Origin of the sequence: Streptomyces sp. NBC_00691 (genome assembly GCF_036226665.1) — a bacterium.
GTDB lineage: Bacteria > Actinomycetota > Actinomycetes > Streptomycetales > Streptomycetaceae > Streptomyces.
On record NZ_CP109007.1, the window covers coordinates 5,812,409 to 5,829,259 of the forward strand.

13 protein-coding genes are annotated in these 16,851 nt (G+C 71.6%); 10 read left to right on the forward strand and 3 right to left on the reverse strand.

All coding sequences use genetic code 11. The features are described 5' to 3' along the window. The first annotated feature begins 36 nt into the window (after positions 1 to 36). The 6 genes from OG392_RS26445 to OG392_RS26470 all read left to right on the forward strand — a co-directional run bounded on the left by OG392_RS26445 (position 37) and on the right by OG392_RS26470 (position 6,919). Complete coding sequence (locus tag OG392_RS26445; RefSeq protein WP_329283571.1) at positions 37 to 1,206, forward strand: ABC transporter ATP-binding protein; 1,170 nt, start codon at positions 37 to 39, stop codon at positions 1,204 to 1,206. Then, complete coding sequence (locus OG392_RS26450) at positions 1,203 to 2,135, forward strand: ABC transporter permease (RefSeq protein ID WP_329283573.1); 933 nt, start codon at positions 1,203 to 1,205, stop codon at positions 2,133 to 2,135. The genes OG392_RS26445 and OG392_RS26450 overlap by 4 nt, the downstream gene beginning before the upstream one ends. Beyond that, a complete protein-coding gene (locus OG392_RS26455; RefSeq protein WP_329283576.1) occupies positions 2,135 to 2,929 on the forward strand; it encodes an ABC transporter permease in 795 nt (264 codons plus the stop codon). Before OG392_RS26450 ends, OG392_RS26455 begins: the two co-directional genes overlap by 1 nt. Positions 2,930 to 2,966: 37 nt before the next feature. Next, complete coding sequence (locus tag OG392_RS26460) at positions 2,967 to 4,385, forward strand: NAD(P)/FAD-dependent oxidoreductase (RefSeq protein WP_329283578.1); 1,419 nt, start codon at positions 2,967 to 2,969, stop codon at positions 4,383 to 4,385. A 124-nt stretch (positions 4,386 to 4,509) separates the two neighbouring features. Next, the gene (locus OG392_RS26465) at positions 4,510 to 4,980 is read left to right on the forward strand and encodes a hypothetical protein (RefSeq protein WP_329283581.1); all 471 of its coding nucleotides are present in this window, start codon (positions 4,510 to 4,512) and stop codon (positions 4,978 to 4,980) included. Between the two features lie 136 nt (positions 4,981 to 5,116). Further along, complete coding sequence (locus tag OG392_RS26470) at positions 5,117 to 6,919, forward strand: chitinase (RefSeq protein WP_329283583.1); 1,803 nt, start codon at positions 5,117 to 5,119, stop codon at positions 6,917 to 6,919. Here OG392_RS26470 and OG392_RS26475 read toward each other — a convergent pair. Further along, positions 6,870 to 7,619 (reverse strand): phosphatase PAP2 family protein, encoded by a 750-nt coding sequence (locus OG392_RS26475; RefSeq protein ID WP_329283585.1) that lies wholly within the window; start codon positions 7,617 to 7,619, stop codon positions 6,870 to 6,872. The two genes, OG392_RS26470 and OG392_RS26475, sit on opposite strands and share 50 nt — an antisense overlap. A 235-nt stretch (positions 7,620 to 7,854) precedes the next feature. After that, the gene (gene gabT, locus OG392_RS26480; protein WP_329283586.1) at positions 7,855 to 9,189 is read right to left on the reverse strand and encodes a 4-aminobutyrate--2-oxoglutarate transaminase; all 1,335 of its coding nucleotides are present in this window, start codon (positions 9,187 to 9,189) and stop codon (positions 7,855 to 7,857) included. A 522-nt stretch (positions 9,190 to 9,711) separates the two neighbouring features. On the opposite strand from gabT, the gene OG392_RS26485 reads away from it, so the two are divergent. Next, positions 9,712 to 11,922 (forward strand): ATP/GTP-binding protein, encoded by a 2,211-nt coding sequence (locus OG392_RS26485; RefSeq protein WP_443054885.1) that lies wholly within the window; start codon positions 9,712 to 9,714, stop codon positions 11,920 to 11,922. A gap of 83 nt (positions 11,923 to 12,005) precedes the next feature. After that, a complete protein-coding gene (locus OG392_RS26490; RefSeq protein WP_329283590.1) occupies positions 12,006 to 13,562 on the forward strand; it encodes a PucR family transcriptional regulator in 1,557 nt (518 codons plus the stop codon). Positions 13,563 to 13,665: 103 nt separating this feature from the next. Here the strand turns inward: OG392_RS26490 and OG392_RS26495 are convergent, their stop codons facing one another. After that, complete coding sequence (locus OG392_RS26495; RefSeq protein ID WP_329283592.1) at positions 13,666 to 13,863, reverse strand: hypothetical protein; 198 nt, start codon at positions 13,861 to 13,863, stop codon at positions 13,666 to 13,668. Positions 13,864 to 14,028: 165 nt separating this feature from the next. On the opposite strand from OG392_RS26495, the gene OG392_RS26500 reads away from it, so the two are divergent. Both OG392_RS26500 and OG392_RS26505 read left to right on the forward strand, forming a co-directional pair. After that, positions 14,029 to 15,033, forward strand: coding sequence for an EamA family transporter (locus tag OG392_RS26500; RefSeq protein WP_329283594.1), 1,005 nt, complete (start codon positions 14,029 to 14,031; stop codon positions 15,031 to 15,033). A 225-nt stretch (positions 15,034 to 15,258) separates the two neighbouring features. Continuing rightward, a complete protein-coding gene (locus tag OG392_RS26505; protein ID WP_329283596.1) occupies positions 15,259 to 16,704 on the forward strand; it encodes an aldehyde dehydrogenase family protein in 1,446 nt (481 codons plus the stop codon). Positions 16,705 to 16,851 lie beyond the last annotated feature (147 nt).

A 16,851-nucleotide genomic window follows, 5' to 3' on the forward strand; every position in this document is an offset into this window, starting at 1 on the left:
TCGTCCACCTCTCTCACTCCCCTGGGACCACAACCCATGACTGACAAGACTGCGCACACTGGAAAGAACACGGGCGGCGGCGACGTCCGTCTCACCGGGATCAGCAAGTCCTACGGCTCCTTCACCGCCGTCCACCCGCTCGACCTGACCGTCCCGGAGGGCTCCTTCTTCGCCCTCCTCGGCGCCTCGGGCTGCGGCAAGACCACCACGCTGCGCATGATCGCCGGCCTGGAGGACCCCAGCACCGGCACCGTCTTCCTCGGCGACAAGGACGTCACCGACCTCCCGCCGTACAAGCGGCCGGTCAACACCGTCTTCCAGTCCTACGCGCTCTTCCCGCACATGGACATCACCGAGAACATCGCCTTCGGCCTGCGCCGCCGCGGCATCAAGTCGGTGAAGAAGCAGGTCGACGACATGCTGGAGCTCGTCCAGCTCGGCGACAAGGCCCGGCACAAGCCGCACCAGCTCTCCGGCGGCCAGCAGCAGCGCGTCGCCGTGGCCCGCGCGCTCATCAACCACCCGCAGGTGCTGCTCCTCGACGAGCCGCTCGGCGCCCTCGACCTCAAGCTGCGCCGCCAGATGCAGCTGGAGCTCAAGCGCATCCAGACCGAGGTCGGCATCACCTTCGTGCACGTCACCCACGACCAGGAGGAGGCCATGACCATGGCCGACCAGGTCGCGGTGATGAACGGCGGCCGCGTCGAGCAGCTCGGCGCCCCCGCCGACCTGTACGAGAACCCGCAGACCACCTTCGTCGCGAACTTCCTCGGCACCTCGAACCTGATCGAGGCCGAGGTCGTCGAGACCGGCGCCGACGTGCTCGTCACGGCCGGCGGCGGCACGCTCCGCGTCCCCGGCGACCGCTGTACCTCCGCCGTCCGCCAGGGCGGCAAGGTGCTCGTGGGCGTCCGCCCCGAGAAGATCTCCCTCACCCACAAGGACGACGCGGACTCCATAGCCGACGGCCGCAACCGGGTCACCGGTCGCATCGCCGACTCCTCCTTCATCGGCGTCTCCACCCAGTACGTGGTGAACAGCCCGGCGGGTGCGGAGCTCCAGGTGTACGAGCAGAACGTCGACAGGCGCGCGGGACTCCTGCCCGGGGCCGAGGTCGTCCTGCACTGGAACCCGGCGCACACCTTCGGGCTCGACGCGGCCCAGGACATCGACGCGGGCGTGGAGACGGTGGAGGACGCCGGATGACCACGTCCACGCTCCAGAAGGAGGAGGCGGCACCGGTCGAGGAACCGGTTCTGCGCAAGCCCTCCACCCGCAAGCGGCTCGTCCCCTACTGGCTGCTGCTCCCCGGCATCATCTGGCTGCTCGTCTTCTTCGCGCTGCCGCTGGTCTACCAGGCCTCGACCTCGGTCCAGACCGGCTCGCTCGAAGCGGGCTTCAAGGTCACCTGGCACTTCCAGACCTACTGGAACGCCTTCCACGAGTACTGGCCGCAGTTCGTCCGCTCCCTGCTCTACGCCGGGACCGCGACCGTGCTCTGTCTGCTGCTCGGCTACCCGCTCGCGTACCTCATCGCGTTCAAGGCCGGCCGCTGGCGCAATCTGCTGCTCGTCCTCGTCATCGCGCCCTTCTTCACCAGCTTCCTCATCCGGACGCTGGCCTGGAAGACGATCCTCGCCGACGACAGCCTCGTCGTCGACGCGCTGAACACGCTGCACGTCCTCGACGTGACCAGCTGGATCGGCTGGACCGAGGGCGACCGCGTCCTCGCCACCCCGATGGCGGTCGTCTGCGGTCTCACCTACAACTTCCTGCCCTTCATGATCCTGCCCCTCTACACCTCCCTGGAGCGGATCGACGGCCGGCTGCACGAGGCCGCGCAGGACCTGTACGCCTCCCCGGCGACCACCTTCCGCAAGGTGACCTTCCCGCTGTCGATGCCCGGCGTCGTCTCCGGCACCCTGCTCACCTTCATCCCCGCGAGCGGCGACTACGTCAACGCCGAACTGCTCGGCTCGACCGACACCAAGATGGTCGGCAACGTCATCCAGTCACAGTTCCTGCGGGTCCTCGACTACCCGACGGCGGCCGCGCTCTCCTTCATCCTCATGGCGATCGTGCTGATCATGGTCACCGTCTACATCCGCCGAGCGGGAACGGAGGATCTGGTCTGATGCGTTGGATCCGTCGCAACCTTGTCGTCATCGCGGGCCTGCTGACCCTCGCGTACATGATCCTGCCGAACCTCGTCGTGATGGCGTTCTCCTTCAACAAGCCGAAGGGACGCTTCAACTACTCCTGGCAGGAGTTCTCCCTCGACGCCTGGAAGGACCCCTGCGGCGTCGCCGACATGTGCGAGTCGCTCTCCCTCTCGCTCCAGCTCGCCGCCTGGGCGACGGTCGGCGCGGTCGTCCTCGGCACGATGATCGCCTTCGCGCTCGTCCGCTACCGCTTCCGGGCCCGCGGTGCGATCAACTCGCTGATCTTCCTGCCGATGGCGATGCCCGAGGTCGTCATGGCCGCCTCGCTGCTCACCCTCTTCCTCAACATGGGCATCGAGCTCGGCTTCTGGACGGTCCTGATCGCCCACATCATGTTCTGTCTGTCGTTCGTCGTGACGGCGGTGAAGGCCCGGGTCATGTCCATGGACCCGCGCCTGGAGGAGGCCGCGCGCGATCTCTACGCCGGGCCCACGCAGACCTTCCTGCGCGTGACCCTGCCGATCGCGGCACCCGGCATCGCCGCCGGCGCCCTGCTCGCCTTCGCGCTCTCGTTCGACGACTTCATCATCACCAACTTCAACGCGGGCTCCACCGTCACCTTCCCCATGTTCGTCTGGGGCTCGGCTCAGCGAGGAACCCCCGTTCAGATCAACGTCATCGGCACCGCGATGTTCGTTCTCGCGGTACTGGTGGTCATGGCCGGGCAAATCATTACGAAACGGCGCAAGAAAACAGCAACAGCCTGAGCAGAACGCAGCTCAGGCACCGAAGGAGTTGGAAACCATGGCCCCAGTCGCCATGCGTCTCGCTGCACAATCTCTCTCCGACGCCCAGCCCGTCCCCTTCTGGCTGGAAGACCCCGGCAAGCCCGGCGCCCTGCCCGCCCTCACCGGCACCGAGAAGTGCGATCTTCTCGTCGTCGGCGGCGGCTACAGCGGACTGTGGACCGCGCTCCTCGCCAAGGAGCGCGACCCCGCCCGGGATGTCGTACTGATCGAAGGCCGCGAGGTGGGCTGGGCCGCCTCGGGCCGCAACGGAGGCTTCTGCGCCGCCTCCCTCACCCACGGCTTCGGCAACGGGCTCGCCCGCTGGCCGGGCGAGCTGCCGAAGCTGGAGGAGCTCGGCGAGCGCAACCTCGACGGCATCGAGGAGGCGGTCGCCCGCTACTCCCTGGACTGCGACTTCGAGCGCACCGGCGAGATCGACGTCGCCACCGAGCCGTACCAGCTCGACGAACTCCACGAGATGTACGAGGAGATCGACCGGCTCGGCCTCGCCGACGGCCTCGAACTCCTCGACCGGGACGCCGTCCGGGCCGAGGTCGACTCGCCGACCTTCCTCGGCGGCCTCTGGGACCGCCGCGGCGTCGCCATGCTGAACCCCGCCAAGCTGGCCTGGGGCCTCAAGCGGGCCTGCCTCGACCTGGGTGTCCGCGTCTTCGAGAACACCCCGGGCCTCGACCTGGTCCCCGCCGGCGCCGGCATGGGCGTCCGCACCCCGTACGGCAAGGTCCTCGCCCGCCGGGTCGCGCTCGGCACCAACGTCTTCCCGTCGCTGGTCAAGCGCGTGCGCGCGTACACCGTCCCGGTCTACGACTACGCCCTGACGACCGAGCCGCTCAGCCCCGAGCAGCTCGCCTCGATCGGCTGGAAGAACCGGCAGGGGCTCGGCGACTCCGCCAACCAGTTCCACTACTTCCGGATCACCGCCGACCACCGCATCCTCTGGGGCGGATACGACGCGATCTACCCCTTCGGCGGCAAGGTCAGCGCCGAGATGGACCACCGCCCGGAGACGTACCTCAAGCTCGCCGAGCACTTCTTCCGCTGCTTCCCGCAGCTGGAGGGGCTCCGCTTCAGTCACGCCTGGGGCGGCGCGATCGACACCTGCTCCCGCTTCTCGGCCTTCTTCGGTACGGCGTACCAGGGGAAGGTGGCGTACGCGGCCGGGTTCACCGGCCTCGGCGTCGGCGCCACCCGCTTCGGCGGCGACGTGATGCTCGACCTGCTGGCGGGGGAGCGGACCGAGCGCACCGAGCTGGAGATGGTCCGCCGCAAGCCGCTGCCGTTCCCGCCCGAGCCGATCGCCTGGGCCGGCATCGGCATCACCAAGTGGGCGATGGCGCGCGCGGACGAGAACGGCGGCCGCCGGAACCTGTGGCTCAAGACGATGGACCGGATGGGTCTCGGCTTCGACAGCTGAGCCCTCACGAGCCTTCCGTGTGACCCACATCACAACCGATGGGTAGCTGAAACCGCGTAAGAGCGGGCGCCCGAATCGCTCTCTCCGTACGGACACCGTGTCCACACGGAAGGAGACCGTTGCGATGACTGGTACGGGGGCCTCGGGCGCCAAGAGCGCGGTGGAGTGGCTGGTCTCGGTCGCGCCCGATCCCGACGCCTGCCGGTGGGAGTGGGAGCGCAACCCGCACGGGGTCGCGCTGCTGCCCGCCGGCAGGCGCTGGGACGTGCTGATCCTGCCCGCGGAGCTCGGCTACCCCACCCTCGACATCCTGGCCCGCCTGATGGGCCGCCCGGGGCCGGTCCTCGCCGACTTCGGCGACGCCCGGATGGGCTTCTTCGTCCCGCCGGGCACCGCGACCCGCTGGCTCGGCACCGGGGTGCGCGGCGCGGGCGCCGGGACCTGGATCGTGGTCCCGTACCCGGGCCGGGTGACCGGCGGGGTCCGCTGGCTGGTGGCGCCGGACGGCGCCGGCACCCTCACCGACGCCTCGCTCCTGGAGCTGGCGATGCACGAGGCGGCGGGGCAGATCGGCCGGGCGGACGGAGAGGCGTAGGCGGCGTGGTCCGTACGGTGGGCGGACCGGATCGTCCGCCGTGCGGACGTCGGGGACAGAGGTCTTGACCACTTGATTGGTCTGGACCATGCTGTGGCGCGCTCCCACCCCGATTCCCCCACCCCCGGAGGCAGTTGTGGACCGCGCCAGACCTCTCACCCTGCTCCTCGCGGGCGTCCTAGCCGCCGGAGGGCTCGCGGCGCTCGGGCCCGCCGCCCAGGCCGCCGACGCCGAACTCGCCCGCAACGGCGGCTTCGAGGCCGGCCTCGACGGCTGGACCTGCACCGCCGGCAGCGGCGCCGTCGTCTCCACCCCTACCCACAGCGGTACGAAGGCGCTCCAGGCGACCCCCGCCGGCAGCGACAACGCCCGCTGCTCCCAGACCGTCACCGTGAAGCCCAACTCCGCCTACGCGCTCAGCGGCTGGGTGCGCGGCAGCTACGTCTACCTCGGCGCCTCCGGTACGGGCACCACCGACGTCTCCACCTGGACGGGCTCCGCGCCCGACTGGCAGCGACTCGCCACCACGTTCACGACGGGCGCCTCGACGACCTCGGTCACGATCTACACCCACGGCTGGTACGGCACCCCCGCCTACCAGGCCGACGACCTCTCCCTCATCGGCCCCGGCGGCGACCCGGTGCAGCTCCCGGCAGCCCCCGCCGGCCTCGCGGCGGGCTCCCCGACCTCCACCACCGTGCCGCTGACCTGGTCCGCGGTCCCGGGCGCCACCTCGTACAACGTCTACCGGGGGACCACCAAGGTCCAGACGGTCAGCGGCACCTCGGCCACCGTCACCGGACTCACCGCCTCCACCGCCTACACCTTCCAGGTCAGCGCGGTGAACAGCGCGGGCGAGTCCCCGAAGTCGGCCACCGTGAGCGCGACGACGACCAGCGGCGGCAACCCGGGCAACCCCGGCCTGCCCGCGCACGCCCTCGTCGGCTACCTCCACGCCAGCTTCGCCAACGGCTCCGGCTACACCCGGATGGCCGACGTCCCCGCCTCCTGGGACGTCATCAACCTCGCCTTCGGCGAGCCGACCTCGGTGACCTCGGGCGACATCCGCTTCAGCCTGTGCCCGGCGACCGAGTGCCCGAACGTCGAGTCGGCCGCCGACTTCAAGGCGGCCATCAAGGCCAAGCAGGCCGCGGGCAAGAAGGTCCTGATCTCGATCGGCGGCCAGAACGGCCAGGTGCAGCTCGCCACCACCGCCGCCCGCGACACGTTCGTCTCCTCCGTCTCGAAGATCATCGACGAGTACGGCCTCGACGGCCTCGACATCGACTTCGAGGGCCACTCGCTGTCCCTCCAGACCGGCGACACCGACTTCCGGAACCCGACCAGCCCGGTCATCGTCAACCTGATCCAGGCGGTCAAGACCCTCAAGGCCAAGTACGGCCAGAACTTCGTGCTGACCATGGCCCCGGAGACCTTCTTCGTCCAGCTCGGCTACCAGTACTACGGCTCCGGCCCCTGGGGCGGCCAGGACCCGCGCGCCGGCGCCTACCTGCCGGTCATCCACGCCCTGCGCGACGACCTCACCCTGCTGCACGTCCAGGACTACAACTCGGGCTCCATCATGGGCCTCGACAACCAGTACCACTCGATGGGCGGCGCGGACTTCCACATCGCGATGACCGACATGCTGCTCACCGGCTTCCCCGTCGCGGGCAACACCGACCGCGTCTTCCCCGCCCTCCGCCCCGAGCAGGTCGCGATCGGCCTCCCGGCCTCCACCCAGGCGGGCAACGGCCACACGTCCCCGGCCGAGGTGAACAAGGCCCTGGACTGCCTCACGAAGAAGACCAACTGCGGCACCTACCAGACCCACGGCACCTGGCCGGCCCTGCGCGGCCTGATGACCTGGTCGATCAACTGGGACCGCTTCAACCAGTGGCAGTTCTCGAACAACTTCGACGCGTACAACTGGAGCTGACCCCCAGGATCAGCACCGAGAGGAAGAGACTGGCCAGCACGTCCAGCGGCCAGTGGAAGCCCCGCAGCACCAGCCCGGTCCCCGTCGCCGCCGTCAGCACGGCGGCGACGGGGACCAACCGGTTCGAGACCAGGAAGGCCGCGCCGAAGTAGGCGACGGCGGCCGTGGCCGTATGGCCCGAGGGGTAGTAGCCGTGCGCCCAGGGCTCCAGCGGGCCGGGGCGGGCCGTCCACTCCTTGAGCGGGATCACGAACAGGGGGACGGCGGCCATCGCGAGCCCCGCGTACAGGGCGGCGAGCCGGCGGCCGCGCCACACCGCGTACGCCATCGCGCAGGCGAGGACGGGGAGGGCGACGGTCATGCCACCGAGGTCGGAGGCGAGTTCGCTCAGAGGCCGGGGGACCGTGTCCACCAGGGCCCGGGACACCCGCTCGTCGAGCCTGGCCAAGGGGCCGTGGACGAGCACCTGCCAGGTCACGACGACGAGGGCGACGAGCGCCGAGAAGAGAGCCGGCCGCCCTGGAACAGGGGGGGTGGTTCCAGAGCGGCCGAGAGGATCGGATCGCCGCTCGCCCCGGGGGGTGTGGGGCGGGCGGCCGTCCGATCGGTGAGGAGTTCCGGAGCACGAGGCTCCAGGGGTGTGCGCGACGGCACGGTGTGGGCGGGGCTGGGGAGGCTCCGCCCGGGGTGTTTCTCTCATCTGCAGAAACCGTACGTCAGAGAAGAGGGGACCGACAGCGGGAAACGCGTCCCGCCATCGGCCCCCCACACAGTCTTCACACGGAGTGTCAGATCCGGGGCCGGATCCGAACGCGGGTCCGACCCGGGACGAGGTCCCGGGCCCTGGCCCCGGTCCCTGGCCCCGGTCCCTGGTCCCGGTCCCCGAACGACTGTCCGGGCGGACCTGCCGTCGGATCCGCTGTCGGCTCCGACCGTCAGATCTGGGCGAACGCGTTCTCGATGACGTCGAGGCCCTCGTTCAGCAGGTCCTCGCCCATGACCAGCGGCGGCAGGAAGCGCAGCACGTTGCCGTAGGTGCCACAGGTCAGGACCAGCACGCCCTCGGCGTGGCAGGCCTTCGCCAGCGCGGCGGCGGCCTCCGCGTAGGGCTCCTTGGTGTCGCGGTCCTTGACCAGCTCGATGGCGATCATGGCGCCGCGGCCGCGGATGTCACCGATGGCCGGGAACTTCTCCTGCATGGCGGTGAGGCGGGTCTTCATGACCTCCTCGATGCGCTGCGCCTTGGCGTTGAGGTCGAGCTCCTTCATCGTCTCGATGGAGCCCAGCGCGGCGGCGCAGGCCACCGGGTTGCCGCCGTAGGTGCCGCCCAGACCGCCGCCGTGGACGGAGTCCATGATCTCGGCGCGGCCGGTGACGGCGGCGAGCGGCAGACCGCCAGCGATGCCCTTGGCGGTGGTGATGAGGTCCGGGACGATCCCCTCGTCCTCGCAGGCGAACCACTGGCCGGTACGGCAGAAGCCGGACTGGATCTCGTCGGCGACGAAGACGATGCCGTTGTCGTTGGCGAACTTCACGATCGCCGGCAGGAAGCCCTTGGCCGGCTCGATGAAGCCGCCCTCGCCGAGGACCGGCTCGATGATGATCGCGGCGACGTTGTCGGCGCCGATCTGCTTCGTGATGTTGTCGATCGCCTGGGCGGCGGCCTCGGGGCCACAGTTCTCCGGGCCGGTGGGCCAGCGGTAGCCGTAGGCCACCGGCACGCGGTAGACCTCGGGCGCGAACGGACCGAAGCCCTGCTTGTACGGCATGTTCTTCGAGGTCAGCGCCATCGTGAGGTTCGTACGGCCGTGGTAGCCGTGGTCGAAGACGACGACGGCCTGGCGCTTGGTGTACGAACGGGCGATCTTGACCGCGTTCTCGACGGCCTCGGCGCCCGAGTTGAACAGCGCGGACTTCTTGGCGTGGTCGCCCGGGGTCAGCTCGGCGAGCGCCTCACAGACCTCCACGTAGCCCTCGTACGGCGTCACCATGAAACAGGTGTGGGTGAAGTCCTGGAGCTGCGCGGAGGCGCGGCGCACGACGGCCTCGGCGGAGGCGCCGACCGAGGTCACGGCGATGCCGGAGCCGAAGTCGATCAGGCGGTTGCCGTCGACGTCCTCGATGATGCCGCCACCGGCCCGCTTGGTGAAGACGGGGAGCGTGGAGCCCACGCCACCGGCGACCGTGTCGAGACGGCGGGCCTGAAGCTCCTGCGACTTCGGACCGGGGATGGCGGTGACGATGCGCCGCTCCTGCGGGACAGCGTTCATGCGGGGCTCCTGGGGGTGTTCTGGACGCACTTGCGGGTTTCCTCCGCAGGCTAGGCGCGGGGGAGGGGCGGGGGCATGCGCCGATCGGGAGTGGTGGGGGGTGTGTCGTTGTCCGGGATGGACAGGGCGGGGGTGGGGGTGGGCCGCGGCCGGGGCTCGGGGGAGACGGGTGACTCGGGCCTGGGTATCAGCCGTACGGGTGGTCGAATCCCCTCCCGGGAGCTCCGGGCCCACTAGATTGACGGTGGCACAGACGCGGCGACCTGGCTGTTCAGGGGGCAGGGGTTCATGGAGACCGACGGCACGTACGAGTCACGCGACACCAAAGGGGGCGCTGTGCCGCGCCCGGCGGCGCCACCGATGGGAACGCCTGCCCCCGAGGTGCCTCCCGCTCGAACGGTCGGCCCGGGACCCGGACCGACACCTCCGAGCATCCCGCCCCTGCCGTCCCGGGCTCCGGAGCCGGCCGCGGCACCGCCAGCCTCGTCCGCCGCCGAGTGGCTGGACGCTCCGCGCCCGAAGGTGGGCCTCGGGCTCTGGCGGCTCCGCTACCTCCCGCCGCCCGCGGACGTCACGCGCCTCAAGCCCATCACCCTGCTCGGGATGCTGGTCCCCCTGATGGTCGGCCTGTTCATCTGGCTGGCCTACCGCAATGACAACCTGCCGTACGCGGCCTTCGTGATGCGGACCTTCACCCCGAACGACTGGTGGACAGGTCTGGGCGCCACCGCGAGGGACTGGCAAGGCGTCGCGGTCCACGCGATCTTCGATGCCGTCGTCTTCTTCGGCCTCGTGTGGCTGGTCGCTGTCCTCGGTTCCTGGGGAAAGATCATCCGCTACTACCTCGACCGGCGCCGCCCGCCGACGCGTGCCGCGCTCGCGGGCGTGGGGGCCCTCATCGGTCTGGTAGCCGTCCTGCCCGAGGCCCTTCACCTCGGCTGGTCGGCGGTACCGGTCGTCAACCCGATCCTGTATCTCATCGCCCTGGTCACCGGTGGCTGGAACATCGCCGGGTCACCGTTCGTCGTCTACGCGGTGTACGTACTGAGCGCGGCGCTGGTCGTCTGGCCGTGCGCGCGGATCGGTGACTGGGAGAGCGTCTTCCGGCAATGGCGTTCCGGGGACGCCCCCGCAGCCGGCGCCACCCCTCCGAGCGGACCCGAGACTCCCCGCTCGCAATGGCCCGAGCTGCGGGCGGCGGGTGAGCACCGGGCCGCGGACGTCCTCGCCGGTGAACTGGCCGCCGGACGGATGAACGATGTCGACTGCGCGCGGGTGCGCCGTATCTGGAAGGCCGGTGACGGGGATGCCGCACGCCGGGCCGCCTTCGTCGACGCCCTTCTCCGCCAGGGCGCAGGGGCCGGGGCGCACCCGTCGGGTGACCGGGACCTGCCGAACCGTTCGGGTGCCCACGACCTGCTCGAGGGCCAGGTCCGGGTGGGGAGGTGGGTGGCTGCCGAGCGCGGCCCACGCGAGTACCACCGCGCGGGGCTGGCGCTCCACCCCGAACTCCTCGGCACCTCCCTCCTGGCGGTCGGCCCTTCCGGAGCGGGCAAGACCCGTTCCCTGGTCGTGCCGGTGGTCGAGTCACTGTGCCTCCAGGCCCTCACCGGTGCCTGCGCCGTCGTCGCCGTCGGCTCGGCCGGAACCCCGCTCGGTCCCGACGCGGCGTACGACGTCGTGATCAAGCTCGGTGATCCTGCTTCCCGGTACGACCTGGACCTCTACGCCGGCGCGACGGACCCGGACGAGGCCGCCGCATGCCTGGCGGAAGGGCTGGTCGGTGACGTGGAGGGCATGGAGACGCGACGAGCCGCGACCGTGCTCGCCCAGATCATCGGCCCCTACCGGGCCGCCTACGGGCGCTTCCCGACCGTGCCGGTCCTGCGGGAGCTGCTCGAAGCACGCCCCGAGACGCTGCGAGAGCTGCTCGACCTGCTGCCGGCCGACGGCGCACAGGCGATGCGCCGCGAACTGGAGTCCCGACTCCGCCAAGTGGGCACCGCGAACGACCTGGGCCCCGTGCTCGCTGACCGGCTCGCGGCCCTCGACCGGCCCGTGTTCGCCGAGTTCTTCGGCGGAGGCGAAGAGGCCAGGTCTTTCTCGCTGCGGGCGGTCGCCCAGCATCCGATCCGGGTGCGGATCAGCCTGCCGGAGGGCGGTCACGAGGAGGCGGCGCGTCTCCTCAACCGCCTCTTGACCGCCCAGTTCCAGCACATCACCCGGGGAGGCACGGGACGCGGCAACTTCGCGTGTCTGGTGCTCGACGACGCGGCGGGCGCGGTGACGCCCGGCACTCTGCGCGCGCTCCAGCGGCTGCGCACACAGAACGCGGGTGTCGTGCTGGCCCTCCGCACACTCGCAGAGGTGCCCGAGGCGCTGCACGGTCCGCTCCTCGCGATCGTCGGCTGTCGGATGGCCTTCTCGGGGCTCCCCACCTGGGACGGCAGGGCCTTCGCCGAGGCATGGGGCACCGAACGCGTGGAGATGACCGAGGTGGCCCATCACACCGTCTTCGCCGATCAGCCGATGACCAGGGCCATCCACGCCCTGCGCAAACTGGTGACGGGCAAGGCCGTGACCACCGAGGCCGTCACCGTACGAGAGGTGGAGCGGCAGCGCTGGTCCGCCTCGGACCTGGCCCACGCCGTACCGCCGGGCCACGCCGTCCTCTCGTTGAGCCATGTGCGCGGCGAGCAGGTGCCGCCCATGCTCGTCGATCTGCGAGGCTGAGCGGCCGTCCCGCCGCCCTGGCACAATCGGGTGCGCCGCTCGGCTGAGCGGTGCCCCCTCGCTCAAAGGTCCGACGGTCCCCAATGCCGCCCACCCTCGCCTCGCTCGTCCAGCACTCCTCCCTGAAGCTCGTCGTCCGCGCGGGGGAGGACCGGCTGGACACCCCCGTCCGCTGGGCGCACGTCAGCGAGCTCGCCGACCCCGTTCCGTACATGGAGGGCGGCGAGCTCCTCCTCACCACCGCGCTCACCCTCGACGCGGAGGACCTGGAGGCGATGCGCCGCTACGTGCGGCGGCTCCTCGGCGCGGGGGTCGTCGGGCTCGGCTTCGCCGTCGGCGTCAACTACGACGAGATCCCGGCCGCCCTCCTCGACGCCGCCCGCGACGAGCACCTGCCCCTCCTCGAAGTACCGCGCCGGACGCCCTTCCTCGCCATCAGCAAGGCCGTGTCCGCCGCCATCTCCGCCGACCAGTACCGCGCCGTCACCGCCGGCTTCGAGGCCCAGCGCGAGCTGACCCGTGCCGCGCTCGCCGAAGGCCCCGAGGCCGTCGTCGCCCGGCTCGCCGCCCACGTCGACGGCTGGGCCGCGCTCTACGACACCTCCGGCACCGTCGTCGCCGTCTCGCCCGACTGGGCGGCCCGCCGGGCCGCCCGCCTCACCCCCGACGTCGAGCGGCTGCGCGACCGGCCCGCGCCCGCCAGCGCCGTCGTCGGCGGTACGGACGACCGCGTCGAGCTCCAGTCGCTCGGCACCGGACGACGGGTGCGCGGCGCCCTCGCCGTCGGCACCGGCGCGCCCCTGGGGACGGCCGAGCGGTACGCCGTGCACTCCGCGATCGCCCTGCTCACCCTCACGACGGAACGCTCCCGTTCGCTGCAGGCCGCCGAACAGCGGCTCGGTGCCGCGGTCCTCAGGATGATGCTCGCGGGCCAGCCGGACCACGCGCGCGCGGTGGCCGGTGAGGTGTACGGCGGGCTGCTCGACGCCCCCTTCCGGCTCCTCGTCGCCGAGCCCGCCGGCGGCGACCCCACCGGTGAACCGGCGCTCCACGTCCTCGCCGAGGCCCTGGAGTCGGCGGCCGCCCGCGCGGGTGAGGCGGTGCTCACCGTCCCCGAGAGCGAGCAGCGCCTCGTCGTCCTCGCGGCCGACGCGGGCGCGGTCGTCGCCGCCTGCGAGGGGTACGCCGAACGGGACGCCGAGGACGCCGGCCTCACCATCGGCCTCTCGGCCCCCGCCGGCCCGATCACGGCCGCCGCCGCGTACAAGCAGGCGGAACAGGCCCTCTCGGTGGCGAGGCGGCGTGGCAAGGCGCTCGTCGAGCACGAGGACCTCGCGGCGGGCTCGGTCCTGCCGCTCCTCGCCGACGACGCCGTCCGCGCGTTCGCCGACGGGATGCTCCGCGCCCTCCGTGACCACGACGCGACGGGCCGCGGCGACCTCGTCGCCTCCCTGCGGGCCTGGCTCTCCCGGCACGGCCAGTGGGACGCGGCCGCGGCCGACCTGGGCGTCCACCGGCACACCCTGCGTTACCGGATGCGGCGGGTGGAGGAAATCCTCGGCCGCTCGCTCGACGACCCGGACGTGCGGATGGAGCTGTGGCTGGCGCTCAAGGCGACAGGGGAGGGCGGCGCGGAGTAGCACGCGGAGCCGGGCGGGAGGGCTTGGGCCCGGCACGCCGAGAGCACGCACCTGGCGCCGCGGGGCCGCCCTTCGGGCGACGACGGGATTTCGACGTCAGGACCTAGTCGTTCCCGCCCCCGTCGTCGCTCCCGCCGGTGACGCTCCTCCGGCGGTTGCTGCTGCGCACCATGCTTCCGAGCGTCAGGGTCACCGCGGCGACGCCCCGTACCCAGCCGGGCCCGCCCCGCGCGGCCCACACCACGCAGACGCACCCTCCGATCGCGAGCACCAGAACGCCGGTCAACGCGAACATGATCATGCGAGTCCCCCTGTCTGTCGTCCCCCTGCACCGCTTCCGCGAGGGGGTCCGGACATCCTGTCATCCCCGAAAACGGTCTCCACGCGCCCGCGTACGGGCCTCCGCCTGCCCGAACGCGGGCAATTCTCTTGGTCATCGCACCTTTCACTCCTTACTCTCCTGCTCATGACAAGCCCCGCCGTCGACCCGGCCCCCGAGCCACCCCGAGCCGCTCCCGAGCCCGGCCCCCGTACCCCCGTGGCCGTCGAGGCCGCCGCCGTGGCCGCCGCCACCGTCCCGGCCCGCCGGATCACCGGCGCCGTATGGGCCGCGCTCGGCATCGTCTACGTCGTCTGGGGCTCCACGTACCTCGGCATCCGGATCGCCGTCGAGACGATGCCGCCGTTCCTCTCCGCCGGTGTCCGCTTCGCCACCGCCGGGCTGCTCCTGGCCGGGATCATCGCCTGGCGCCAGGGGCCCGCCGCCCTCAAGGTCGACCGGCGGCAGCTCGGCTCGGCCGTGCTCGTCGGCCTGCTCCTGATCCTCGGCGGCAACGCCCTCGTCGTCCTCGCCGAGACCTCCATCCCCTCCGGCCTGGCCGCCCTGCTCATCTCCGTCGTCCCGGCCTGGGTCGTGATCCTCAAGGCCGCCACCGGCCAGCGGCCGAGTGCCGGCGGGCTCGCCGGTGTGCTCCTGGGGCTCGTGGGGCTCGCCGTGCTCACCCTGCCGGGAGTCAGCGGTGAGGTGAAGGTCGGCGGAGTCGTCCTGGTCGTGGTCGCGACCCTGCTGTGGTCGGTCGGCTCGTTCTCGTCCGCGCGTCTCCCGATGCCCCCGAACCCCTTCACGGCCAGTGCGTACGAGATGATCGCGGGCGGTCTCGCCGGTATCGCCCTCGGACTGTTCCGGGGCGAGCAGCACGGCCTCGACCTGTCCGCGATATCGGCCCGCTCGTGGGTGGCGCTCGCCTACCTGATCGTCTTCGGCTCGCTGATCGCCTTCACCGCGTACGCGTGGCTCCTGCAGGCCGCGCCGCTCTCGCTGGTCGCGACGTACGCGTACGTGAACCCGGTCGTCGCGGTCGCCCTCGGCGCCCTCGTCCTGAACGAGGCCCTGTCCTGGCCCATCGTCCTGGGCGGCGCGATCGTCGTCGGCGGCGTCTGTCTCATCGTCTCGACGGAACGGCGCGGATGACCCTGGCCCCGGGGCGCGGATGACCGAATCCACGCGGTGCGGATGACCCGTGCCCCGGGGTGTGCCCGGTCCCGTCCCGTGGCGCCGCGCCCGCTCTTCGGCCAATTCGGACAGAGGCCCCGACCCATCACTCCACATGGGACAAGCCCACGCCCGCCGCCCCGGCCCTAACGTGTCACGAGAGCAATCGCTCGCACCCCCCGATACGGAAAGGGCCGGGACGCAATGACGACCACCCACGCCTTCTGGCTCGCCGGCCGCGAGGCCACCGGCGAGGCCACCTTCGACGTCACGAACTCCTTCGACGGACGTCTGGTCGGCAAGGTCAGCGTGCCCACCGAGGCCCAGGTCGAGGAGGCCGTCGCCGCCGCGCACGCCGTCGTCGACGAGTTCGCCGCGACCCCGGCGCACGTCCGCGCCGCCGCCCTCGACCACGTGTCGAAGCGGCTCGCCGAGCGCACCGAGGAGATCGCCCTGGTGATCTCCGCCGAGAACGGCAAGCCCATCAAGTGGGCCCGCGGCGAGGTCGGCCGTGCCGTCTCCGTCTTCCGTTTCGCCGCCGAGGAGGCCCGCCGCTGGAACGCCGGCGAGGCCCAGCGCCTGGACACCGAGGCCGGTGGCGCGGGCCGCCTCGCGCTGACCCGCCGTATCCCCAAGGGTGTCGTCCTCGGCATCGCGCCGTTCAACTTCCCGCTGAACCTCAGCGCCCACAAGGTCGCCCCGGCCATCGCCGTCGGCGCCCCGATCATCCTCAAGCCGGCCCCGTCGACCCCGATCTCCTCCCTCATCCTGGGCGAGATCCTGGCCGAGACCGACCTGCCGGCCGGCTCCTGGTCGATCCTGACCGTGCCGAACGACCGCATGCCCGCCCTCGTCAAGGACGAGCGCCTCCCGGTCATCTCCTTCACCGGCTCCGACACGGTCGGCTACGCCATCCAGCAGTCGGTGCCCCACAAGCACTGCACCCTGGAGCTCGGCGGAAACGCCGCGGCCGTCGTCCTCCCCGACTGGTCCTCCGAGGAGGACCTGGACTGGGCGGCGAGCCGTATCGCCACCTTCTCCAACTACCAGGGCGGCCAGTCCTGCATCTCCGTCCAGCGCGTGATCGTCGACTCCTCCGTCCACGACCGCCTGCTGCCGAAGATCGTCGCCGCCGTCGAGGCCCAGGTCACCGGTGATCCGTCCGACTCCGCCACCGACGTCGGCCCGCTGGTCGACGAGGCCGCCGCGAAGCGCGTCGAGTCCTGGGTGGACGAGGCCGTCGCCGCCGGCGCCAAGCTCCTCGCGGGCGGCAAGCGCGAGGGCGCGACCTACGCCCCGACCGTGCTCACCGAGCTCCCGGCGGACGTCACGCTGGCCCGCGCCGAGGTCTTCGGCCCGGTCCTGACCATCACCCGGGTGGACGGCGAGGCCGAGGCCTTCGCCGCCGTCAACGACTCCGACTTCGGACTCCAGGCCGGTGTCTTCACCCACGACCTCCAGGCCGCCTTCCGCGCCCACCGCGCCCTCGAGGTCGGCGGCGTGATCGTGGGCGACGTCCCCTCGTACCGCGCCGACCAGATGCCGTACGGCGGTGCCAAGCGCTCCGGCGTCGGCCGTGAGGGCGTCAAGTACGCCATGGACGACTACACCTACGAGCGTGTCCTCGTCCTGACGGGCCTCGCCCTGTAAGGACGCGTACGCGCGCCGCGAGACCAGGCGGTCCGAACCCACTGTGCGGGGGTTCGGGCCGCCTTTCGCCGTCCGGGCGTGCCGCCGCCGGATCCCCCCGCCTGTCGGTACCTCCCGAAATCGGGTACGACGGACAGTGAGACCGAG